This is a genomic window from Halorubrum sp. Hd13 (assembly GCF_002252755.1).
Taxonomy (GTDB): Archaea; Halobacteriota; Halobacteria; order Halobacteriales; family Haloferacaceae; genus Halorubrum.
The window spans coordinates 26,067-45,488 of sequence record NZ_NHOY01000116.1 but is presented as its reverse complement, the minus strand read 5'-3'; the positions used below and the strand labels follow the sequence as shown (position 1 = coordinate 45,488).

The window sequence follows — 19,422 nt, the reverse complement described above, 5'->3', positions numbered from 1 at the left end:
ACCGGAGCGACCGATCTCCCGCTGTGAACCGCCCTCCAACGGATATCACTCGGCGACGAGCGCTGCGGGCGATCGGCGGCGTCGGCGCCGCCTCCCTCTCGGGGTGTCTCTCGCCGATCTCGCGGTCGGACCGCTGTCCGGGCTCGAACGAGGGGACCCTCGATCTGGACGACGCGACCGCGACCGGCGTCTCGAACGAGTTCAGTAGGCCGCTCGACATGCTACCGCACGCGACGCGGGTCCCCGTCGCGGACGCGCTGGAAACCGAGACCGGCGAAGCGACGGCCCGCGGGTACTACCGCCCCGACCCGCGGACGGAGTTCGTCGTCGCGGGTCCCGGACCGGACTACTACCGGCTTCGGGTGACGGAGCACGACCGGATGCAGACGACCGGGTACGAGTACGCGGTCGAAATCGACGTCGACGACTCCGCGCTCCCCGGGGGCGGGCCGGTCCGCTCGGTCGCGGAGGTGCCCGCTCACGACCGCGAGTCGCTCCGCGGCGCGATCGGGAATCCGGGACTCCTCCACGCGCCGCACTACACGTCGTTCTCGGTCGTGTTCGCGTACGAAGACGCTGACGCGCGAGACCGGTCGGCGTTCGTCCCCGAAGCGGACGCGCGCTATCTGGAGTGGGACGGGGTCCCGATTCGGGTGATCTTCGAGGAGCGGCGGCCCGTCGAGATCGCGAGCGCGACCGTCCGAACCGAACGCGTCGCGACGTCGCCGGACGAGTTCAGGGCACACGTCGGCGAGCGGCGCGGCGTCGTCCTCGACTCTCTCTCGGCCGACCAGCGAGACGTCGTGGACCGGGCCATCGACGGGACGTACGCCGAGTGCGAGCCGTACTCGGAGCCGTTCGGCGCCCTCCGAGACCGGCTCTCGACCGGCGGCGACGAGGCCGCGCCGCTGGTCCGGTACGACGGCGACTGGTACTTCTGTCACCTGTCCTGACCGCGAGTCGGGACGGCTCGGTCGAGTCGTGTGTCGCCGTCGGTCGCGGGGGTGCTCGCGACAGCGACAGCGGGCCCGGGCGGGTTCGAACCAGTGTCGCTCCCGTTCGCTCGCTACGCTCGCTCACCTCCCGCTCTCTGATTCGAACCACGCCCTCGGACAGTCATAGCGGCGCCGCTCACGTGGTGTTCGCGGCGCCGGTAGTGGGCTCGGGCGGGTTCGAACCGCCGATCTCAGCCTTGTAAAGGCCGCGTCATAACCAGCTAGACCACGAGCCCTCACGGGTTGCAACCCGTCCGGAGCGGAAAACGGTTTCTTTCTCCGACGCGACGGTCCACCGTGAACCGCCGCCTCGTCGGGGTCGCCGCCGGCCTCGCGCTGATCGTCCTCGTCGCGGTCGCCGTCGCCGCGGCGAACCCGGCCCTCCTGATCACCGGCTACGAGACGACGACCGTCGAGGCCGTCGACGGCGAGACCGGCGAGTCGCTCGCGACGGTGGAGGCCCGCGTCGCCGACGGGTTCGTGAAGCGGTACGTCGGGCTCTCCGCGACCGAGGAACTGGCAGAGGACGAGGGGATGCTGTTCGTCCACGACGACGCCGCCGAGCGCGCCTACGTGATGCGGGAGATGGCGTTCGGGCTCGACATCGTCTTCGTCGCCCCGAACGGGACGGTCACGACGATCCACGGGGCGGAGCCGGAGTCGGCGCCGCTCACGCGGTACCGCGGCACCGGTCGGTACGTCCTCGAAGTGCCGCGCGGGTGGAGCGAGCGCCACGGCGTCGAGCCGGGCGATCAGATCGTCTTCGACTGCGGATGAGGGCCGGTGCGGGAGCGGCCCGTCTGCACCGGACCCGGAGGGCGCCGCCGCCCCGCGACGAAACCGATTTCCCCCTCGCAGTCGTCGACCCGATCATGACCGGGCTCCCCGCACGGATCGCGTGGAACCTCCGCCACCGCTGGCGACGGGTGTTCGCGCTCCTCGTCGTGGGCGCCGGCGTCGCCGCCCCGTTCGTCACCGGGCTCTGGTGGAGCCTCCCGCTGGTCTGGTTCTTCGGGCTGTTCGTCGCGCTCCCCGTGCTCCACACGCTGACGCGGCCCCTCCCCGACCGAGACGGCGGCGACGAGGGCTCGGACGCCGACCCCGCTCTCGACGCCCTCCGCGAGCGCTACGCGCGCGGCGAGATCGACGAGCGGGAGTTCGAGCGGAAGCTCGACCGCCTGCTGGAGACCGAGGACGCCGAGACCGTCGACCGGGCCGGCGACGACGTCGCCGACCGGGTCCGCGAGGGAGTCCGGCGCGAGGTCGAACGGATCCGGGAGTGACCGACCGGCGTCTCCCGCGGCGGGCGCGATCGACATCGGATCGCGAGCCGGCGGCGACGCGATCGGACGCATCGATATCGACGGCCGGGCGGTCGGGACGCGGCGGCGACGACCGACGGAGACGCGCCGCCGTCGAGCGGCCGGAGGGCGAGTGATGTTCCTCGAAGCCCTCCGGTACCCGTTCGCCGATCGGGCGCGGCGGAACGGCACGGCGAAGTGCCTCGCGACGCTGCTGCTCGCCGGCGCGCTGCTCCGAACGGCGGCGGGGCTCTGGCCGGACTGGGCGCTGCTGGCCCCCCTCCTGCTCGCCGCCGGCCCGCTCGCCGCGTTTCTCGGCCTCGTCGGCGGCGTCCTCGCGGGCGAGGGGTTCCCGCGCGTCGCGTCGGCCGCCACGGCGCGGCTCGCCGGGCGCCTGTTCGGCGTCGGCGCCGTCTACCTCTCGCCCGCGGTCGTCACCGTCGTCGCCGTCAGCTACGTCGTCGCGAGGGGGACGGCCCCGGGCGCGCTGGGCGGCGTGACGCTCGCGACGCTGGCGACCGCCGCGCTGCTCGTCACGGTCGTCTGCGCGTACCTCTTCCCGTCGGCGGCCGCCGCGAGCGTGCGGGAGGGGCTCCGCGCCGGACTCCGGCGGGACGCCCTCCGCGGGACGGCCTCGAGCTCGTACTTCCTCGCGTGGGTGGGCGGGACCGTCCTCGTCGTCGTCGCGTGGACCGGGCTCGCGGCGACGGCCGCGAGAAGCGCGGCGGCGCTCCTCGCGCTCGCGTGGGGCGCCTACGCCCACGTCGCCGCCGCGGCGCTGCTCGCGGAGAGCGTCGATCGGACCCGGTACTGGTGAGCGGCGGGACGATCGAGATGCTCGAAAAGAGAGCGGCGGGCCGATCGGGATGCTCGAAAAGGGAGCGGCGGGACGAGCGTCGAGTTAGAGGTCGATCTGCTCGGCCGCGTCCGCCATCGACCGGTTGTGGAGCGCCTCGCCCGTGGCTCGGTCGAAGAGGTGGATCGCGTCCTCCGGGATCCGCGCGGTCACCGCGTCGCCCTCGCTGACGCGGTTGAACCCGTCGATCGTCGCGACGAGCGTCGCCGCGGTCTCGGGGTCCGCGTCGGGGTCGAAGTGAAGATACACCGTGTTCTCGTCGCCCATCGGCTCGACGACGTCGACCGTCGTCTCGAACTCGTGGGCGCCGCCGTCGTCGACGAGCTCCACCGCCTCGGGACGGATCCCGAGGACGAGGTCGGTCGCGGCGCCGAGGTCCGACCGGACCCCCTCGGCGATCGGGTACTCGAAGACCTCGCCGACGAGGCGGTCGCCGTCGAGCGTCACGTCGAAGAAGTTCATCGACGGCTCGCCGAGGAAGCTCGCGACGAACCGGTTAGCCGGCTCGTGGTAACACTCCAGCGGCGTCGCGATCTGCTGGAGTTCGCCGCCGTCGAGGATGGCGATCCGGTCGCCCATCGTCATCGCCTCGGTCTGGTCGTGGGTGACGTACACCGTCGTCACGCCGAGGTCGTTCTGGAGCCGCTGGAGCTCGGTGCGCATCTCCGCGCGGAGCTTCGCGTCGAGGTTGCTGAGCGGCTCGTCCATCAGGAACACCTCGGGGTCGCGGACGATGGCGCGACCGAGCGCGACGCGCTGCTGTTGACCCCCGGAGAGGTCGCTCGGCTTCCGATCGAGCAGGTCCGAGATACCGAGCATCTCGCCCGTCTCGGACACCATCCGGTTGATATCGTCGTCCGGGAGGTCCGTCGACTCTTCGAGACCGAACGACATGTTCTGTCGGACGCTCATATGCGGGTAGAGCGCGTACGACTGGAACACCATCGCGATGTCCCGGTCCTGGGATTTCACGTCGTTGACGACGCGGTCGTCGATGCTGAGCGTGCCGGACGTGATCGTCTCTAAGCCGGCGATCATCCGGAGCGTCGTGGACTTCCCGCAGCCGGACGGACCGACGACGACGAGGAACTCGCCGTCGTCGATCGACAGCGAAACATCGTCGACCGCGACGATCTCCTCGTCGCCGTCCTGGAACGTCTTCGTTATCGAGTCGAGTTCAAGCGTTGCCATATCTTTGAGTTGTGGTCGATGAGTGGTCGTGTGCGCGACGCGCCGAATCTCCCGCCGAACGGTCTCCGCCGCCGGACGGATCGGGCGTGCGGGTCACGCCGCCACCCCCTCGGCGAACTCCTCGCCGAAGAAGATGTACACCGCCAGCGTCGGCAGCGCCGCGAAGAACGCTCCGGCCATCCGGAGCGCGAAGTCCTGCCCCTCCATCGAGGTCCCGAGGCCCGCCAGGATCAGCACGACGGGCGCCGCGGGGCTCGACTCGGTGGAGACGAGCACCAGCGTGAAGAGGAGGTCGTTCCATATCTGGGTGAACTGATAGATGAGGACGACGGCGAACATCGGTCCCGAGAGCGGGAGGACGATCCGCCGGTACACCCGGCGGAGCGTCGCCCCGTCGAGGCGGGCCGACTCGATCATCTCGTCGCTCATCGTCTTGTAGTACGTCCGGAACAGGAGCGTACAGATGGGGATCCCGTAGGCGACGTGGGTGATCACCAGTTCGATGATACCGACGTAGTCGTTCGGGATGCCGAGCGCCCAGACGAACGACAGCAGATCGGTGAGCTGGGCCCACTGCGACCAGAACTGGGTCAGCGGGACCAGCACGGCCTGGTACGGGATGAAGATCCCGGCGATGATGAGCATGAGCACCACCGCCTTGTACGACTTCTTCCACGTCGGAATCGTCAGGCCGTACGCCGTGATGCTCCCGACGAACGCCGAGATCACCGTCGCGGGCACGGCGTACAGCAGGCTGTTCCCCATGCCGCGCAACAGGACGTCGATCGCCGTCCGCCACTTCTCGAACGTGAGCCCGGACGGGCCGGGCGGGGCGAACGGCGCCGTCTCGATGATCGCGGTGCCGGTCTTGAACGACGTCACCAGCCCGGATTCGATGGGGACGAGGTAAAACGCAGCCGCGAGGGCCAAAACGACGTACAGGCCGACGTCTTCGACCGTCAGCCGGTCGACCTTCCGGCGAAGTCGCGCCGTCGTCGTCGCCGTTGCGCCGCCGTCGGTCCGAGGTTCTGCGTCGCTCATAAGTTGTCCCTCCGGTACTCGTACACGAGGTAGGGGCCGATGACGCTGAGCGCCATCCCGAACAGGACGATGGCGATCGCCGACCCGTACGCCCAGTTGAGGTTCGCGTACGCCTCGCGCACCATCTTCGTCGCTAGGATGTCAGCGCCGTTCGGCGGCCGGTATCCCCCCACCAGCGAGTAGAGGAAGTCGAAGGCCTTCATCCCGAACACCATCAGCACCACGGCGGCGCTGATGGTCGCGCCCTTCAGCTGGGGAATGATCACGCGCCAGTACATCTTCAGCGTGGACGCGCCGTCGACCTTGGCCGCCTCGTAGTGCTCCGTCGGGATCGCGCGGAGGCCGGCGAGGTACACGACCATCGCGTATCCCGAGAACTGCCACATCAACGCGAAGATGACCGCGTAGAGGACGATCTCTTGGTTACCGAGCCAGCTCACCGGGCCGAGTCCGAACGTCCCGATGACGCTGTTGGCGATCCCGTTGTTGTAGTTGTAGATCCACAGCCAGAACTGGGCCGTCACCACGAACGAGAGGCTCATCGGCAGGAGGTAGATCGTCCGGAACGTGTTCTCGAACCGGATCCCCCTGTCGATCAGGATCGCCAGCACGAGGCCGACCGCGAGCGTCCCGGCGGTGAACGCGACGAGCAGGATGAGCGTGTTGATCGCGGCGTCGATGAACCCGGAGTCCGCGAGCGCCCGGGTGTACATCTCGAAGTCGAGGTTCGAGTAGTCCGGGGCGTTCGCGAAGCGCTCGTAGTCGGTCAACGAGATGAGGAGGTTCCAGATGACCGCACCGTAGACGAACAGCCCCATCAGCAGGAACGGCGGGAGCCAGAAGACGGACGACTCGATGAAGTCGCTTCCGAAGCGGCGGTCGAGCGCCGACTTAATACGGGCCACGAGGTCCCGCTCCGGTTCGGCCGCGGACCCGGCGGCGCCGTCGCTCACGACGCCGCCGTCCGCGCGGACCTCTCCGTCGTCGTCCCCCGAGGAGGGCCTGATCGTCCGGTACAATCGACGGTAAAAATCGAGCATCGCGTGGAGCTCAGTTCGACACCGCGTCCAGGAAGCCCTGCGTCGCCGCGTCGACGTTGTACGGGCCGGTGAACTCGGAGGAGATGACCTCGTTGAGCGCCGTCATCGTCTCGGAGGGGACCCCGAGCCCGTGCTGGAGGTTCGGCGGCCGGTACTCCGCGTTGGCGAAGTCCTCGGCCGTCTCCTGGAGGTACGGACCGAACTCGTCCATGCTCACGTCCGTCCGGGTCGGGATCGACCCCTTGAACTGATTGAACGCGATCTGGGCCTCCGGACTGCCGACGAACGCCTCCCAGGTCTTCGACGCCTCGGGCGTCGGGTTGTCAGCCGGGTAGAGGAACGAGTCGAAGTGGAGGGTGTACATGCCCTCGGTTCCGGGGAACGTCTTGAAGCCCCAGTCGTCTTCGTACTCGAAGTCCTCGGCGTTCCGGAACGCGCCGGCCGCCCAGTTGCCCTGGTGGATGAAGGCGGCGTTGCCGTTGATGATGTTCTGGTTCGACTGGGTCAGACCGATCGAAGACGCGTCGTCGCTGATGTAGTTCTCCAGCATCTCCGCGGTCCGCTCGAACGCCGCACGGACGGCGCTTTCGTCGCCCTCACCGCTGAGGAAGTCCATATACGGCTGGTAGCCGTTCTCGCCGAGCATCACGGCGCCCCACAGCTGCGTCGTCGTCCACGTGCCGGACATCCCGTGAGTCATCGGAATCGCGTCGGTCTCGCTGGAGACCGTCTCGAAGGCGTCGATGAGCGCCGAGGGGCTGTTGAGGGAGTCGACGTCGATCCCCGCGTCCTCGACGACGGAGACGTTGTAGAAGAGGCAGTTCAGTCGGTGGGAACCGAGCGGCACGGCGCGGTAGCTGCCGCCCTGCTTGTGGAGGTCGATCGCCTCCTCGACCATCACGTCCTCGAAGTCGTTCTCCTCCCAGACGTCGTCGACGCTGCCGAGGACGCCCTCGTAGCGGAGGAGGTTCGGGCCGGGCCAGTTGGCGAACGCCCCCGGCGGGTCGTCGCTCTGGAGCCGGTTCGCGACCACGGCGTCGAGGTTCTGATTGCCGCCGCCGCCGATGGGGTTCATCTCGAGGCCGACGTCGGAGTGGGCCTCGTTGAACGCCTCCTCGAGCGCCTCGGCCGCCGCGGCGCCGTCGCCGCCGGTCCAGCCGTGAAGCACTTCGACGGGGTCGCCGGAGCCGCCGTCGCTCCCGTCGCTTCCGTCACTGCCGTCGCTTCCGTCACTGCCGTCGCTTCCGTCGCTTCCGTCGCTCCCGTCGCTCCCGTCGCCGCCGTCGCCACCGCCGGAACAGCCGGCGATCCCCACGGTCGCGAGGGACCCGGCGCCGGCCACGTAGTGGCGACGGGTGAGTCGGTCCTCCGAACTTGCGCTGTTGTCACGTGACATGTGTCCACGGGTTCGGATGCCCCATACTTAACGATTGATGTTTATTTACTCAAAATATTATTAAAAAACGGATCGCAGACTAAACCGCCGTAAACGGGCTCTTCGTGGGAAAGAGGAAATATACGCCCGCTTCGGGACGCCGTCGACACACCATTTCTGAACGATTTGGGCGGGGGCGATCGTAACAAATTGGGGTCGATCGGGGTCCGGACGGCCGCCGAGGACGGCGCCCCCGACTCGCCGCGTCGGCGCACCGACCGACCGATTCTTGAGCGCCCGGCCCGGACCCACACGGCATGGACGGACCGCTGTGGATCGACGCGCACGCTCCCGCGCTCGACGAGATCCGCCAGGACGAGGCCCGCGAGCGGCTGGAGCGCGCGGTCGACGAGCCGATGAACCTCGTCGTGCAGGGACCGCCGGGGGTCGGGAAGACGGCGGCGACGCGCGCGCTGACCCGCGCCGCCCACGAGAACCCCGAGAGTGACCTGATCGAAATCAACGTCGCCGACTTCTTCGGCCGGACGAAAAAGGAGATCCGGACCGACCCGCGCTTCGAGGGGTTCCTGCAGGGGCGGAGCCGGATGGCGAAACGCGACATGATCAACCGCGTGCTGAAGGAGTCGGCGTCGTACGCCCCGATGTCGGGCGAGTACAAGACGGTCCTGCTCGACAACGCCGAGTCGATCCGCGAGGACTTCCAGCAGGCCCTCCGGCGCGTGATGGAGAAGCACCACCGGACCACGCAGTTCGTGATCGCCACCCGCCAGCCGTCGAAGCTCATCGCGCCGATCCGGTCGCGCTGCTTCCCGGTGCGGGTGCGCGCGCCGACCACCGACGAGACGATCGACGTCCTCGAGACGATCTGCGAGCGCGAGGGCGTCGACTACGACGGCGACGGGCTGGAGTTCGTCGCCAGCGCGGCCGGCGGCGACCTCCGCGAGGCGGTCCTCTCTGCGCAGGCGACCGCGGTCGAGGGCGGCGAGATCACGATGTCGACCGCCTACGAGACGCTCGGCGAGGTGGGCGACGACGACGCGATCCGCGAGGTGCTCGCCGACGCCCGCGCCGGCGACCTGAAGGACGCGCGGTCCGCCCTCGACGACCTCCTCGACGAGGGCGGGTACGACGGCGAGGAGCTCCTCCGGGAGGTCCTGCGGGTCGCCCGCGCCGGCTCCGAGTACGGCGGCGACGACCTCGCGCGGCTCCACGTGCTCGCCGGCGAGGCCGACCTCGACCTCACCGGCGGCCTCGACGACCGGATCCACCTCACGCACCTGCTCGGGGCGTGGGCGGCCGGCCGAACGGAGCTCCGACCCGACCTCCGCGACCCGGTGGAGGCCTGACGATGGCCCGGAACCCGCCCCTCGCGCGCGTCCTCCCGTTCCACGTCGTCGACGAGGCGTGGCGGCTCGCGCTCGTCCCCGCCCTCGTCGGGGCCGCGACGCTCCCTCTCCTCCCCCCGGTCGGCGCGGCCCTCGTCGCGCTCGCGCTCGGGATCCTCTGGTTCCACCGCGACCCCGACCGGGAGCCGCCGGAAGCCGACGGGACCGTCGTCGCGCCCGCCGACGGGACCGTCTCGGTCGTTCGCGAGGAGGGGAACCGGCTGCGGGTCGGCGTGTTCATGAACGTCACCGACGTCCACGTGAACCGCGCGCCGATCGCCGGCGAGGTCCGCGAGGTGCGACACCGCCCCGGCGCGAACCGCCCCGCGTTCAGCAAGGAGTCCGACCGCAACGAGCAGGTCGCGATCGACTTCGGCGAGTACGAGCTGCTCGTCATCGCCGGCTGGTTCGCCCGCCGGATCCACCCCGCCGTAGAGCCCGGCGACGCCGTCGACCGCGGCGAGCGCGTCGGCCACGTCTCGTTCGGCTCGCGCGCCGACGTGATCCTCCCCGCCGACGTGGACGAGGACGACCTGCTCGCGCGCGAGGGCGACACCGTCCGCGCGGGCGAGACGATCGTCGCCGAGCGGGAGTAGGATCGCCGAGCGGGAGTGAGCGACCCCCTCGCACGGCGGTCGCCTACAGGACGAACGGCCCCTGCTGGCGGATCGGCTCGCCGTGCGGCCGCCCCGCGACGGCGACGAGCCGGAGGTCGCCGTCGGCCGCGACCGCGAACTCGCCGCCCCCGCGGGTCGCGAAGACGTCGCCCTCGCCGAACGCGTCGCCCTCGACGGACCCGCTCCCCGCGACCCCGTAGAGGAAGCCGGTCCACCCGTCCGGCACCGCCCACGTCCACTCGTCGTCGACGCGGACGTCGAGGTACTCCGTCGGGGTGTGGAGGTCGATCGGCGACCCCTCGCCGACGACGGTCGTGACGGTCGCGCCGTCGGTTTCTCGGGTGGGGAGCGCCGCCGCGCTCGCGTCGACGTAGTCGGGGTCGACATCCTTCTCGTCCCGCGGGAGGTTCACCCACAGCTGGAGCCCGTTGCAGGCCTCGCCGTCGGCGGGGAACTCCGAGTGACGGATGCCGCCCCCGGCCGTGATCCGCATCGCCTCGTCCTCGCGGGCGGTGTGTTCGACGCCGAGCGAGTCCGCGTGCTCCATGCCGCCCTCGATCATGTACGAGACGATCTCGAACCCCTTGTGCGGATGCATCGGGAACCCCGTGTCCGGCTCGATGTGGAACCGCTCGAACAGCACGAACGGGTCGAGGTTCGCCGGGTGACTCTCGGTCGGGAACGCGCGGTTCGAGTTCACGCCCGTCCCGTGGCGAACCGGCTCGCCCGGGACGACTCCGCCGCCGTCGCCCGCCGTTTCGTCGGTGACCATACGTGACCCACCGGTTCGGCACGCATAACGGTCTCGTCGGCGGTGGCCGAGACGGTGCGGAGCGACGGGCGGCGGGCCCGCGGGCATAGCGTTTTGTGTGCCCCCTGCGACACGGATCGTGCATGCCCGAAGAGACGATCCACGAGTCGAAGGGGTCGCGGAGTCGACAGGCCCTGGCCACGTACTTCCGGCGCATCGCGAAGGCGCTCGGTCGCGGCGAGCCGCTCCCGGTCGACGACGCCGGGACGGTGACGGTCGACCCCGCCGCCGAGTCCGAGGTCGAGGTCGAGCTCGAACGCGAGGACGGCACCGTCCACTTCGAGGTGGAGGTCGAGTTCGACGAGGCGGAGGGCGCGGTCGACGTCGACGCCGCCGCGAGCAAGGCGGCCTTCGAGCTGTACGCCGACAGCGCCGATCAGTGGCGCTGGCGCCTCGTCCACGACAACGGGAACATCATCGCCGACGGCGGCGAGGGGTACGCGGACAAGCGCGACGCGAGGTCGGGGATCGAGAGCGTCCAGCGGAACGCGCCGGGCGCGCACGTGATCGACGAGAGCCGCGACGAGGAGCCGCCCGAGGATGGCGGGAGCGACGCCGTCTTCGAGCTGTTCAGGGACAAGGCCGACGAGTACCGCTGGCGGCTCCGCCACGACAACGGCAACGTCATCGCCGACGGCGGACAGGGGTACGCCTCGAAGCAGAAGGCGAAACAGGGGCTCAACAGCGTGAAGTCGAACGCACCGGGGGCGCTCGTCGAAGAGCTCGACGGCGACGAGCCGGCCGAGGACGACGAGGAGTGAGGCGGTCATGGTCCCCGACGATTCCTCTACCGACGACGCGGGAGTAGAGCCCTCCACCGACGACACGAGAGCAGAGCCGACCACCGGTGATGCCGGAGCGGCCCCCACTGCCAGCGACGCGCAGAGCCGAGACGCCTCGGACCGCCGCGTCGCCGGCGATCGATACGACCCGGACGACGACTCGGGCGGGTACCTCTCGCCCGGGGACGACGCGCCCGCGGATCTGGGCGATATCCTCCTCTACGGTCTGCTGGGCGGGATCGCCGGGTCGGTGCTGTCGTTCGTCCCCTTCGCGACCGTCCTCGGCGGCGCGCTCGCGGGCTACCTCTGCGGCGGCACGTCGGCCGACGCGCTCAAGACGGGCGCGGTCGCCGGCGCGGTCATGACGCTCCCGTTCGTCGCGGTGGTCGCCTTCCTCCTCTTCTTGTTCGGGTTCGCCGGAGCGCCGGCGGAGTTCGGCGTCTTCGCGCTCCTCGTTGTCGGGGTCGGCGCCGCCTATACCCTCGGCTCGGGCGTGGTCGGCGGCTACCTCGGCCACTACCTCCGCGGAGAGCTGTAGCGCGACCGCGGACCGCACCGCTTATTCGACGCCCGTCGCTACCTCGGGTCGGACATGGACGCGCTCGACGCCAAGTACCCGTTCTTCGCGGCCGCCCGCGAGGCCGTCGCCGACGCCGCGGTGTCGCTGCCGGAACTCGTCGCGGCCGACGCGCCCGCCGTCGAGCGCGGGCGCGAGCGCGTCGAGCGCGCCCTGATGGACGGGACGGTCGAGTCCGAGAGCGGCGGGTTCCCCGGGGAGTCCGCCTACGACGTGCAGGCGGAGCTGCTCTCGTACCCCGTCGCGCGGATCCTCGTCTCGCTTCTGGACTCGGAGCCCGCCATCGAGAAGTACGCCGCCGCGGAGGCCGCGACCGCGGTCGACCGGATCCGCGGGGACCTCGCGACCGACGACGAGCTTCGGTCGGTGTCGACGCCGACCGTCGCCCTCGGCGACGTGCTCGCCGAGTTCGAGCTCGCGGACGCGGTGCGTCCGGAGGCGCCGCGATCGGCCTCGGGCGCCGGCGTCGGCGCCCCCGACCGCGACCCCGCCAACTACTGGATCGACGTCGGCCCGTACCTCCGGCTCACGTCGCCGTCGTGGGGCGAGTCGTGGCGGCTGGTCAACCGCGCGCTCGCCGACGGCGCGGTACGCGTCTCCCGCGGGGAGCTGCTGGACGCGCTGGAGGCCGCGGTCGAGGAGCGGGTGCGCGAGGGGCTCCCGTTCGAGCTGGCGGCCGGCGAGGGGATCGCCGCGGAGTTAGAGGAGGGCGTCGCCGACCTCAAGCGCCTGCTCTCCGAGCGGAGCTACACGGGGCCGGTCGACGTCGTCGCCCCCGAGCTGTTCCCGCCGTGCATGACGAACCTGATCGAGAAGGCCGAGCGCGACGCGGACCTCTCGCCGCCGGAGTCGTTCGCGCTGATGGCGTTCCTCGTCGGGATCGGGATGACCCCGGACGAGGTGGTGACGTTCTGCGCCGACACGAGCCTCGACGCCGAGGGGATCCGCTACCAGACGGAGTATTTAAAAGACGACCGCGGCACGCAGTACCCGCCGCCCACCTGCGAGACGCTGGCGAACTACGGGATCTGCCACAACGAGGAGGACCACATGCAGGTGGCCGCCGACCCCCTCGCGTACTACGAGAAGCGGGTCGCGGCCGCCGACGAGATCACCGACTGGCGAGAGCGCGAGGCCGGGAACGGGGAGAACGAGAGCGGAGAGGCGGAAGCGGACGAGGCCACGGATGGCAGAGAATCCACGAACGCCGGAGAAACCACGGACGCCGGCGGAACGAAGTAACCGCGCCGCCGGCCTACGCCTCGTCGCTCGCGCGGATGAGGTACGCGCCGACGAGCGCCATCAACAGGACGAACCCGGCCAGCAGTCCGACGAGCGCGAGCGCGCCGGACGCCGGCAGTCCGGCCGACCCGCCGAAGGTGACCCCGATCCCGACCAGCCCGACGATGAAAACGGCGGCCGCCGCCAGAGAGACCGTGATCTGCCGACGAAGCTCCGCGTCGATTTCCATGCCCGCGAGTTTCCGTCGCCGCTAAAAAAGGACTTCGATGAGGGCGGCCGGGGTCCGACGGCTCCGGCGACCGTGTCCGGAATATCTGACGCTCGACCCCCTTCAGCGGCGAATTTAACCGTTTACGGGGCCTATTTTCACGGGAAGCGAGGGTCCCCCTCGCGGTCACCCATGACGCACCCCCGAGACCCGCCCGCGTCGACGGTCCCCGAACCGGACGCCGCCCGAGCCGCGCCGCCGGCGGAGCGAACGCCGGATCGACGCGACTCGGCCGCGGTCGACGACGAGACCGACCGCTCGCCGGGCGCCGACGCCGACGCCGACGACCGGTCGGCGCGCGCCGCCGCGGAGGAGATGACGGTGCGGCCCCTCCGCGACCGGCGGTACGTCGTCGAGACCGACGGCGGCACCTACGTCGTCGCGCTCGACGCCGGCACCTGCACCTGTCCCGACCACGCGATCCGCGGCTCGCGGTGTAAACACCTCCGGCGGGTCGCCATGGAGGTGACCGCGGGGTCGGTCCCCGCCCCGGACGAGCGCGTGGGAGCCTGCGCCGTCTGCGGGGCGGAGACGTTCGTCCCGCTCGACGACCCGGGATCGCACCTCTGTTCGCGCCACGCGTTCGATCCGGGTGACGCCGTCCGCGACCGCGAGAGCGGCGAGCGCCTCGTCGTCGTCGCGGTCACGACCGAGCGGGCCGACGCCTACCGGACGGAGGAGGACCGGACGGTCGACGAGTACGCCACGAACGCCGCGTACGGCGCGCACGAACCCGTCGTCGAGGCCGTGTACGTCGACGCGGTCCGGCCGGGGCGCGGCCTGTCGGACTGCGAGCGGTACGCCTTCCCCGCCTCGCGGCTCACCCAGCGAGGTGGCTGATGTCGCGCCGCAGCGTGTACCCCTGCGGAACGCCGACGGCGCCGAGGCAGTCCGCGCACAGCGTCCGCTCGTAGTCGCGGTTCGTCTCCTTCTCGAGCAGCGAGGCGTCTCCGATGGGAAGCACCGACTCGCAACGGTCGCACTCGACCTTGTCGCCGTCGACGATCTTCATTGGACGGCCGTGACTTCCGGCGATCGATATAAAAAGGCGCGCCCGACGTTATCACTCCGGATAGCGGCGTCGGCATAAAATGGGTGCGGTCGACGCGACGGTCGGTCGCGGTGCGTCCGAGGTTAGCCGAAGAGTTCGCCGAGGCCCTCGCCGCCGTCCTCGTCGTCGTCTTCCTCTTCCTCGTCCGCGGCTTCCTCTGCCTCGTCGGCCTCGTCGGCCTCGTCGTCGGCCTCGTCGGCCTCCGCGGCGTCCGCGGAGCCGCCAGCGGCGGCGCCGGCGGCGGGCGCCGCGGCGGCCGTCTCGATGGCGTCTTCGATGTCGACGTCCTCCAGCGCGGCGACGAGCGCCTTGACGCGGGATTCCTCGACGTCGACGCCGGCGGCGTCCAGCACGCCGGTGATGTTCTCCTCGTTGATCTCTTCGCCAGTCTCGTTCAGGATGAGCGCAGCGTAAACGTATTCCATTGGTGTATCCTCGTAGTGTTAGCCGAACATCGCGCCGAGACCGTCGCCGCCGTCGTCGCCGTCGTCCTCGTCGGCGTCGTCGGCGGCGTCGTCGGTCGTCTCAGCGTCGTCCGTGTCGTCGTCTTCCTCCGCCTGTTCCTCCTCGTCGGCGTCGTCCGTCTCCGGAGCCGGGGCCGCCTCGACCCCCTGCAGCTCCTCGGGGAGCGCCTCCTCGTCGTCGATCTGGGCCGCGAGCGCACGCAGCTGGGCGTCGGCCTTCCCGATGAGGTCGGGCACGACGTCCGGGCTCTCGATCTCCGCGTACAGGCCGACGGACTTCGCCTCGCCGGACGCCTTCGCGAGAAGGCTGCCGACCGTGGCGGCCGTCGGGTACTCGGCGTTGATCGAGAGGTTGCGCGCGGCGGCGGCGGCGGACCGGATGTCCGCCGCGTACTCGTCGACGTCGATCGCGAGCTCGTCCGGCTCGAACAGGACGCCCTCGGAGTAGACGCCCTTGAGGTCGAGCCCGACTTCCTTCGGCTCGATGCCGAGTTCGACCAGGACGTTCGCGAGGTCCTCGTCGACGACCTCGCCCTCCTCGAGGACCGTGGAGTCCTCGGTGACCATGATCGAGCCGTCCTGGATGCGCGCGGCCGCGCCGATCGTCTGGAGCTCGCCGACGAACGGTCCCGGGTCGACGCCGGTGTCACCCTCGGGGATGAGGATGTCGTTGGGGGCGACCTCGCCCGCGTTGATGGGGGCGGGGGTCTTCGAGGCTTCCAGCTGTTTGTAGAGGCCGAACGGGTTGTCGTTCGTGCCGATGAGCGCGACCTGACCCGAGACGTACTGGGTCAGCTCCTCGACGCCGTCGTCGACCTCTTCGAGGGCGCGGACGGTGAGGGTGTTCCGGCTCACGCGGAGATCGGCCGAGCCGTGCAGCTCGCGGCGCATGGCCTGGAGCTGTCGGCTCGGGATGCCGCCGACGCCGACGACCCCGACGGAGTTGAACGAGTCGATGAACTCGACGAGCTCGTCGACCTCGTCCTGCTTCCACTGCGGGATCGTCTCGGTCTTGCGGACCGAGCTCATACGGGCACCTCCCTAGCGGGACCCATCGTGGTCTTCACGTAGATCCCGTCGATGTTGAGCGGCCCCTTCTCGAGGTCCGCTTCGAGTCGCCGGATGATGACGTCGATGTTGTCCGAGATCGCGTCGGGGCCCATATCCTCCGCGCCGACGCGGGTGTGGAACGTGCGCCGGTCGCGGGACCGGAGCTGCACGGTGTTCTTCATCCGGTTGACGGTCTCGACGACGTCGTCGTCCGGCTGTAGTGGGGTAGGCATCTTCCCGCGCGGACCGAGGACGGTACCGAGGTACCGACCGATGTCCTGCATCAGGTTGGCCTCCGCGACGAAGAAATCGGTTTCGCCGGCCAGGTCCTTTGCGCGGTCGTCGTCGTCTCCGAGATCCTCGAGGTCGTCGCTGTCAAGCACTTCATCAGCGACTTCCTGAGCGCGGACGGCGGTTTCGCCCTCCGCGAAGACGACGATCTGTGTCTCCTGCCCCGTTCCAGCCGGCAGCACGACGGACTCGTCGATGCGGTTCGACGGATCGTTGAGGTCGAGGTCTCGCAGGTTGATCGCGATGTCCACTGTCTCGCGGAAGTTCCGCTCGGGCGCATCGTCGAGTGCGAGAGTTACGGCCTCTTGTATTGTGTCTGCCATTTTCACCTCCGTAGTACGCAGGTCGCTCCTACGGGTCAGTGAAACAGGCGAAGCCTGTCTCACCGGAGAGTGGTCCATCCGAGGTTTAAAAGCGTCGAACCGCCCGTGCCCGTGCGAACCGGCGACAGGGCTCGTGCGGGCGGTCGAGGCCGGACGGGCGACGTCCGCACCGGGAGAGAGGCGATCGCCGCCGAAGCGAGGTGGCCGCCGCGGCGGCGGACGCGGAACCCGACGCGGTCTCCGGATTCGACGCGCGTCGAACTCCGAAACGTCGGATAGGGGAACCCTTTTGACGCCGCTGGTCGACCCACGAGGTAATGACTCAGGGTGGTCCGGCGTGACGATGGACGACCGCATCGAGGACCTCCGCGAGCGCCGCGAACGGGCGGCGCTGGGGGGCGGCGAGGACCGGATCGAGTCCCAACACGAGAAGGGGAAGATGACCGCGCGCGAGCGCGTCGACTACTTCCTCGACGACGGGACGTTCCACGAGTTCGATCGGTTCCGCACCCACCGGACCCACAAGTTCGGGATGGAGGAACAGCAGATCCCGGGCGACGGCGTCGTCACCGGATACGGCGAAGTGAACGGGCGGAAGACGTTCGTCTTCGCCCACGACTTCACCGTCTTCGGCGGGTCGCTCGGCGAGGTGTTCGCCGAGAAGGTGTGCAAGGTGATGGACAAGGCGATGGACGTGGGGGCGCCCGTCGTCGGGCTCAACGACTCCGCGGGCGCCCGGATCCAGGAGGGGGTCGCCTCGCTCGGCGGCTTCGCGGAGATCTTCCGGCGCAACACGGAGGCGTCCGGCGTGATCCCACAGATCTCGGCGATCATGGGGCCGTGCGCCGGCGGCGCGGTGTACTCGCCCGCAATCACGGACTTCACGTTCATGGTGAAGGACACCTCGCACATGTTCATCACCGGCCCGGACGTCATCGAGACGGTGACGGGCGAGGAGGTGAGCTTCGAGGAGCTCGGCGGCGCCGTCACCCACACGTCGACCTCGGGCGTGGCCCACTTCGCCGAGGAGAGCGAGGAGGACGCCTTGGACGACATCGCGCGGCTGCTCTCGTACCTCCCCGCCAACAACGTCGAGGACCCGCCCCGCGTCGAGCCGTGGGACGACCCCGAGCGCGCCGACGAGGAGCTGGCCGAGATCGTTCCGAACGCCCCCCGGAAGCCGTACGACATGAAGGAGGTGATCGGCAGCGTCGTCGACGAGGGCTCCTTCTTCGAGGTGCAGGAGAACTTCGCGAAGAACGTCGTCGTCGGCTTCGCGCGGCTGGACGGCCACTCGATCGGGATCGTCGCCAACAACCCCCGGGTGAACGCCGGCACCCTCGACATCGAGTCGAGCCAGAAGGGGGCGCGCTTCGTCCGCTTCTGCGACGCGTTCAATATCCCCATCCTCACCTTCGAGGACGTGCCCGGCTTCATGCCCGGTACCGACCAGGAGCACAACGGGATCATCCGCCACGGCGCGAAGCTGCTGTACGCCTTCTCCGAGGCGACGGTCCCCCTCCTCACCGTGATCACCCGGAAGGCGTACGGCGGCGCCTACTGCGTGATGTCGTCGAAGCACATCGGCGGCGACGTCAACTACGCGTGGCCCACGGCCGAGATCGCGGTGATGGGGCCGAAGGGCGCCGTCAACGTCCTCTACCGCGAGGAGCTGGCGGCGGCCGACGACCCCGACGCGCGAAGGCAGGAGCTCATCGACGAGTACCGCGAGGAGTTCGCGAACCCGTACAGCGCCGCCGACCGCGGCTTCGTCGACGACGTCATCGAGCCCGCTGAGACGCGAGCGCGCCTGATCGACGACCTCCAGATGCTGAAGGGGAAGCGCTCGGACCGGCCCGAGAAGAAACACGGCAACATCCCGATCTGATGGCGACCGACTCGCCCGACCCGTCCGACCCGGACGCCGCCTCGACCGACCCGGACGCCGCCTCGACCGACGCGGAAAGCGGACCGAACGGCCCAGCGGTCGCCGCCGTCCTCGACGGGCTGACCGTCCCCGACGACGCCGACGACGCGGAGGCCGCCGCCATCGCCGCCGCGGTCGCGGCGCATCTCCGCGACGGGGAGTTGGCCGCGGCGGCGGCCGCGACCGACGAGGAGACCGGGTGGGAGGGGAAGCGGTGGGCGTTCGCCGACCGGGTCGACCGCCTCACCGGCCGGTCGGTCCGCGTGCCGACGGAGGCGCCGACCGACCCGTGGACGGCGGCCGGCCGCGCCGACCGCTTCTGACGGGGACGCCCCGTCCGCCGAACCCGGCGTATCGAGGCGGCGCCGCGGCTGTCCGGGTTTCGAACGGCTACCCCGGACGCGAGAGCGCCCGAGCGCGTGCATTCCCCGGCGAGACGCCCGCCGAGCGCCTTGCCACGCCAACCCTTCTCAGGGAGCGTTAGAAGATACGTTGGATAACATATATATCTGTGGTCACGCCTCGGGCGGCTCCTCGGCGCCCTCCTCCGCGGCGGTCCCCGCGGGCGATCCGCCGAGGACCCGGTTGAGAACGATCGGAACGACGCCGGCGAGGAGGACGAGGATCCCGATTCGGACGAGTATCGAGGCGTCCGTCAGGAGCGTCGCGGCGAGGTACGCGCCCGCCGCGACCAGCGTCGACGGCAAGACGTAGGGGTTTCCGGGCGAGAGCATGTCGGGATATGGAAGCGGGCAGCCCTTAACCGTCTCGGGGGAAGCCGCGGCGCGCGCCGACAGAGTACGACGATCGTCGT

At 70.1% G+C, this 19,422-nt stretch carries 23 protein-coding genes and 1 tRNA gene; 12 read left to right on the top strand and 12 right to left on the bottom strand.

The window, feature by feature from the left end; translation table 11 throughout:
- The first annotated feature begins 23 nt into the window (after positions 1-23).
- The gene (locus DJ81_RS16075) at positions 24-953 is read left to right on the top strand and encodes a hypothetical protein (RefSeq protein WP_094525161.1); all 930 of its coding nucleotides are present in this window, start codon (positions 24-26) and stop codon (positions 951-953) included.
- Between the two features lie 204 nt (positions 954-1,157).
- On the opposite strand, the gene DJ81_RS16070 is transcribed toward DJ81_RS16075, so the two are convergent.
- A tRNA-Val gene (locus DJ81_RS16070) sits at positions 1,158-1,231 on the bottom strand.
- A gap of 61 nt (positions 1,232-1,292) precedes the next feature.
- Between DJ81_RS16070 and DJ81_RS16065 the strand changes: the two genes are divergently transcribed.
- From DJ81_RS16065 to DJ81_RS16055, 3 genes are all read left to right on the top strand, one after another.
- Positions 1,293-1,772 (top strand): DUF192 domain-containing protein, encoded by a 480-nt coding sequence (locus DJ81_RS16065; RefSeq protein WP_094525160.1) that lies wholly within the window; start codon positions 1,293-1,295, stop codon positions 1,770-1,772.
- Between the two features lie 95 nt (positions 1,773-1,867).
- On the top strand, positions 1,868-2,278 hold the full coding sequence (locus tag DJ81_RS16060; RefSeq protein ID WP_094525159.1) for an SHOCT domain-containing protein: 411 nt from the start codon (positions 1,868-1,870) through the stop codon (positions 2,276-2,278).
- A 154-nt stretch (positions 2,279-2,432) separates the two neighbouring features.
- Positions 2,433-3,113: a DUF4013 domain-containing protein gene (locus DJ81_RS16055; RefSeq protein WP_094590550.1), complete on the top strand. Its 681-nt coding sequence runs from the start codon at positions 2,433-2,435 to the stop codon at positions 3,111-3,113.
- An 84-nt stretch (positions 3,114-3,197) separates the two neighbouring features.
- On the opposite strand, the gene DJ81_RS16050 is transcribed toward DJ81_RS16055, so the two are convergent.
- The 4 genes from DJ81_RS16050 to DJ81_RS16035 all read right to left on the bottom strand — a co-directional run bounded on the left by DJ81_RS16050 (position 3,198) and on the right by DJ81_RS16035 (position 7,592).
- Positions 3,198-4,343 (bottom strand): ABC transporter ATP-binding protein, encoded by a 1,146-nt coding sequence (locus DJ81_RS16050; RefSeq protein ID WP_094525157.1) that lies wholly within the window; start codon positions 4,341-4,343, stop codon positions 3,198-3,200.
- Positions 4,344-4,436: 93 nt separating this feature from the next.
- Positions 4,437-5,384, bottom strand: coding sequence for a carbohydrate ABC transporter permease (locus DJ81_RS16045; protein ID WP_094526884.1), 948 nt, complete (start codon positions 5,382-5,384; stop codon positions 4,437-4,439).
- On the bottom strand, positions 5,381-6,424 hold the full coding sequence (locus tag DJ81_RS16040) for a carbohydrate ABC transporter permease (RefSeq protein WP_094526883.1): 1,044 nt from the start codon (positions 6,422-6,424) through the stop codon (positions 5,381-5,383). Before DJ81_RS16040 ends, DJ81_RS16045 begins: the two co-directional genes overlap by 4 nt.
- A gap of 10 nt (positions 6,425-6,434) precedes the next feature.
- The gene (locus tag DJ81_RS16035) at positions 6,435-7,592 is read right to left on the bottom strand and encodes an ABC transporter substrate-binding protein (protein WP_094526920.1); all 1,158 of its coding nucleotides are present in this window, start codon (positions 7,590-7,592) and stop codon (positions 6,435-6,437) included.
- Positions 7,593-8,116: 524 nt separating this feature from the next.
- Here DJ81_RS16035 and DJ81_RS16025 point away from each other — a divergent pair.
- Together DJ81_RS16025 and DJ81_RS16020 are read left to right on the top strand one after the other, a co-directional pair.
- On the top strand, positions 8,117-9,166 hold the full coding sequence (locus DJ81_RS16025; protein ID WP_094590546.1) for an AAA family ATPase: 1,050 nt from the start codon (positions 8,117-8,119) through the stop codon (positions 9,164-9,166).
- Between the two features lie 2 nt (positions 9,167-9,168).
- Positions 9,169-9,801 (top strand): protein sorting system archaetidylserine decarboxylase, encoded by a 633-nt coding sequence (locus tag DJ81_RS16020; RefSeq protein ID WP_094525153.1) that lies wholly within the window; start codon positions 9,169-9,171, stop codon positions 9,799-9,801.
- Positions 9,802-9,844: 43 nt separating this feature from the next.
- Here DJ81_RS16020 and DJ81_RS16015 read toward each other — a convergent pair whose 3' ends face one another.
- Entirely contained in the window at positions 9,845-10,594 is a 750-nt protein-coding gene (locus DJ81_RS16015) for a pirin family protein (RefSeq protein ID WP_094590544.1), read from the bottom strand.
- Between the two features lie 122 nt (positions 10,595-10,716).
- Between DJ81_RS16015 and DJ81_RS16010 the strand changes: the two genes are divergently transcribed.
- From DJ81_RS16010 to DJ81_RS16000, 3 genes are read left to right on the top strand one after another with little or no spacing between them, the layout of a single operon-like run.
- Positions 10,717-11,394: an HVO_2922 family protein gene (locus tag DJ81_RS16010; protein WP_094526879.1), complete on the top strand. Its 678-nt coding sequence runs from the start codon at positions 10,717-10,719 to the stop codon at positions 11,392-11,394.
- 7 nt (positions 11,395-11,401) lie between these two features.
- Positions 11,402-11,953, top strand: a complete 552-nt coding sequence (locus tag DJ81_RS19710; protein WP_249269145.1) for a DUF5518 domain-containing protein — start codon at positions 11,402-11,404, stop codon at positions 11,951-11,953.
- Between the two features lie 54 nt (positions 11,954-12,007).
- Positions 12,008-13,234 (top strand): DNA primase, encoded by a 1,227-nt coding sequence (locus tag DJ81_RS16000; RefSeq protein WP_094590542.1) that lies wholly within the window; start codon positions 12,008-12,010, stop codon positions 13,232-13,234.
- A 13-nt stretch (positions 13,235-13,247) separates the two neighbouring features.
- On the opposite strand, the gene DJ81_RS15995 is transcribed toward DJ81_RS16000, so the two are convergent.
- Complete coding sequence (locus DJ81_RS15995; protein WP_094525149.1) at positions 13,248-13,463, bottom strand: hypothetical protein; 216 nt, start codon at positions 13,461-13,463, stop codon at positions 13,248-13,250.
- Between the two features lie 171 nt (positions 13,464-13,634).
- On the opposite strand from DJ81_RS15995, the gene DJ81_RS15990 reads away from it, so the two are divergent.
- Positions 13,635-14,342 carry an SWIM zinc finger family protein gene (locus DJ81_RS15990; protein ID WP_249269144.1) on the top strand — a complete coding sequence of 236 codons (708 nt, stop codon included), beginning with the start codon at positions 13,635-13,637 and terminating at the stop codon, positions 14,340-14,342.
- Here the strand turns inward: DJ81_RS15990 and DJ81_RS15985 are convergent.
- The 4 genes from DJ81_RS15985 to DJ81_RS15970 form a co-directional block, all read right to left on the bottom strand.
- Positions 14,323-14,514, bottom strand: coding sequence for a hypothetical protein (locus DJ81_RS15985; RefSeq protein WP_094525148.1), 192 nt, complete (start codon positions 14,512-14,514; stop codon positions 14,323-14,325). The two genes, DJ81_RS15990 and DJ81_RS15985, sit on opposite strands and share 20 nt — an antisense overlap.
- A gap of 122 nt (positions 14,515-14,636) precedes the next feature.
- The gene (gene rpl12p / locus DJ81_RS15980; protein ID WP_094525147.1) at positions 14,637-14,978 is read right to left on the bottom strand and encodes a 50S ribosomal protein P1; all 342 of its coding nucleotides are present in this window, start codon (positions 14,976-14,978) and stop codon (positions 14,637-14,639) included.
- An 18-nt stretch (positions 14,979-14,996) separates the two neighbouring features.
- Positions 14,997-16,046, bottom strand: coding sequence for a 50S ribosomal protein L10 (locus tag DJ81_RS15975; protein WP_094526406.1), 1,050 nt, complete (start codon positions 16,044-16,046; stop codon positions 14,997-14,999).
- On the bottom strand, positions 16,043-16,681 hold the full coding sequence (locus tag DJ81_RS15970; RefSeq protein ID WP_094526405.1) for a 50S ribosomal protein L1: 639 nt from the start codon (positions 16,679-16,681) through the stop codon (positions 16,043-16,045). The genes DJ81_RS15975 and DJ81_RS15970 overlap by 4 nt, the downstream gene beginning before the upstream one ends.
- A 343-nt stretch (positions 16,682-17,024) precedes the next feature.
- On the opposite strand from DJ81_RS15970, the gene DJ81_RS15965 reads away from it, so the two are divergent.
- On the top strand, positions 17,025-18,569 hold the full coding sequence (locus tag DJ81_RS15965) for an acyl-CoA carboxylase subunit beta (RefSeq protein WP_094525144.1): 1,545 nt from the start codon (positions 17,025-17,027) through the stop codon (positions 18,567-18,569).
- Positions 18,569-18,931, top strand: coding sequence for a hypothetical protein (locus DJ81_RS15960; RefSeq protein WP_094526404.1), 363 nt, complete (start codon positions 18,569-18,571; stop codon positions 18,929-18,931). Before DJ81_RS15965 ends, DJ81_RS15960 begins: the two co-directional genes overlap by 1 nt.
- 192 nt (positions 18,932-19,123) lie before the next feature.
- Here the strand turns inward: DJ81_RS15960 and DJ81_RS15955 are convergent, their stop codons facing one another.
- Complete coding sequence (locus DJ81_RS15955; RefSeq protein ID WP_094525142.1) at positions 19,124-19,342, bottom strand: hypothetical protein; 219 nt, start codon at positions 19,340-19,342, stop codon at positions 19,124-19,126.
- Between the last annotated feature and the right edge of the window lie 80 nt (positions 19,343-19,422).

What these genes read in the sequence shown, in the direction of transcription:
- DJ81_RS16060 (WP_094525159.1), top strand. Translation starts at nt 1,868, where the DNA reads ATGACCGGGCTCCCCGCACGGATCGCGTGGAACCTCCGCCACCGCTGG.
- DJ81_RS16055 (WP_094590550.1), top strand. Translation starts at nt 2,433, where the DNA reads ATGTTCCTCGAAGCCCTCCGGTACCCGTTCGCCGATCGGGCGCGGCGG.
- DJ81_RS16050 (WP_094525157.1), bottom strand. Translation starts at nt 4,343, where the DNA reads ATGGCAACGCTTGAACTCGACTCGATAACGAAGACGTTCCAGGACGGC.
- DJ81_RS16045 (WP_094526884.1), bottom strand. Translation starts at nt 5,384, where the DNA reads ATGAGCGACGCAGAACCTCGGACCGACGGCGGCGCAACGGCGACGACG.
- DJ81_RS16040 (WP_094526883.1), bottom strand. Translation starts at nt 6,424, where the DNA reads ATGCTCGATTTTTACCGTCGATTGTACCGGACGATCAGGCCCTCCTCG.
- DJ81_RS16025 (WP_094590546.1), top strand. Translation starts at nt 8,117, where the DNA reads ATGGACGGACCGCTGTGGATCGACGCGCACGCTCCCGCGCTCGACGAG.
- DJ81_RS16020 (WP_094525153.1), top strand. Translation starts at nt 9,169, where the DNA reads ATGGCCCGGAACCCGCCCCTCGCGCGCGTCCTCCCGTTCCACGTCGTC.
- DJ81_RS16015 (WP_094590544.1), bottom strand. Translation starts at nt 10,594, where the DNA reads ATGGTCACCGACGAAACGGCGGGCGACGGCGGCGGAGTCGTCCCGGGC.
- DJ81_RS16010 (WP_094526879.1), top strand. Translation starts at nt 10,717, where the DNA reads ATGCCCGAAGAGACGATCCACGAGTCGAAGGGGTCGCGGAGTCGACAG.
- DJ81_RS19710 (WP_249269145.1), top strand. Translation starts at nt 11,402, where the DNA reads ATGGTCCCCGACGATTCCTCTACCGACGACGCGGGAGTAGAGCCCTCC.
- DJ81_RS16000 (WP_094590542.1), top strand. Translation starts at nt 12,008, where the DNA reads ATGGACGCGCTCGACGCCAAGTACCCGTTCTTCGCGGCCGCCCGCGAG.
- DJ81_RS15995 (WP_094525149.1), bottom strand. Translation starts at nt 13,463, where the DNA reads ATGGAAATCGACGCGGAGCTTCGTCGGCAGATCACGGTCTCTCTGGCG.
- DJ81_RS15990 (WP_249269144.1), top strand. Translation starts at nt 13,635, where the DNA reads ATGACGCACCCCCGAGACCCGCCCGCGTCGACGGTCCCCGAACCGGAC.
- DJ81_RS15985 (WP_094525148.1), bottom strand. Translation starts at nt 14,514, where the DNA reads ATGAAGATCGTCGACGGCGACAAGGTCGAGTGCGACCGTTGCGAGTCG.
- rpl12p (WP_094525147.1), bottom strand. Translation starts at nt 14,978, where the DNA reads ATGGAATACGTTTACGCTGCGCTCATCCTGAACGAGACTGGCGAAGAG.
- DJ81_RS15975 (WP_094526406.1), bottom strand. Translation starts at nt 16,046, where the DNA reads ATGAGCTCGGTCCGCAAGACCGAGACGATCCCGCAGTGGAAGCAGGAC.
- DJ81_RS15970 (WP_094526405.1), bottom strand. Translation starts at nt 16,681, where the DNA reads ATGGCAGACACAATACAAGAGGCCGTAACTCTCGCACTCGACGATGCG.
- DJ81_RS15965 (WP_094525144.1), top strand. Translation starts at nt 17,025, where the DNA reads ATGGACGACCGCATCGAGGACCTCCGCGAGCGCCGCGAACGGGCGGCG.
- DJ81_RS15960 (WP_094526404.1), top strand. Translation starts at nt 18,569, where the DNA reads ATGGCGACCGACTCGCCCGACCCGTCCGACCCGGACGCCGCCTCGACC.
- DJ81_RS15955 (WP_094525142.1), bottom strand. Translation starts at nt 19,342, where the DNA reads ATGCTCTCGCCCGGAAACCCCTACGTCTTGCCGTCGACGCTGGTCGCG.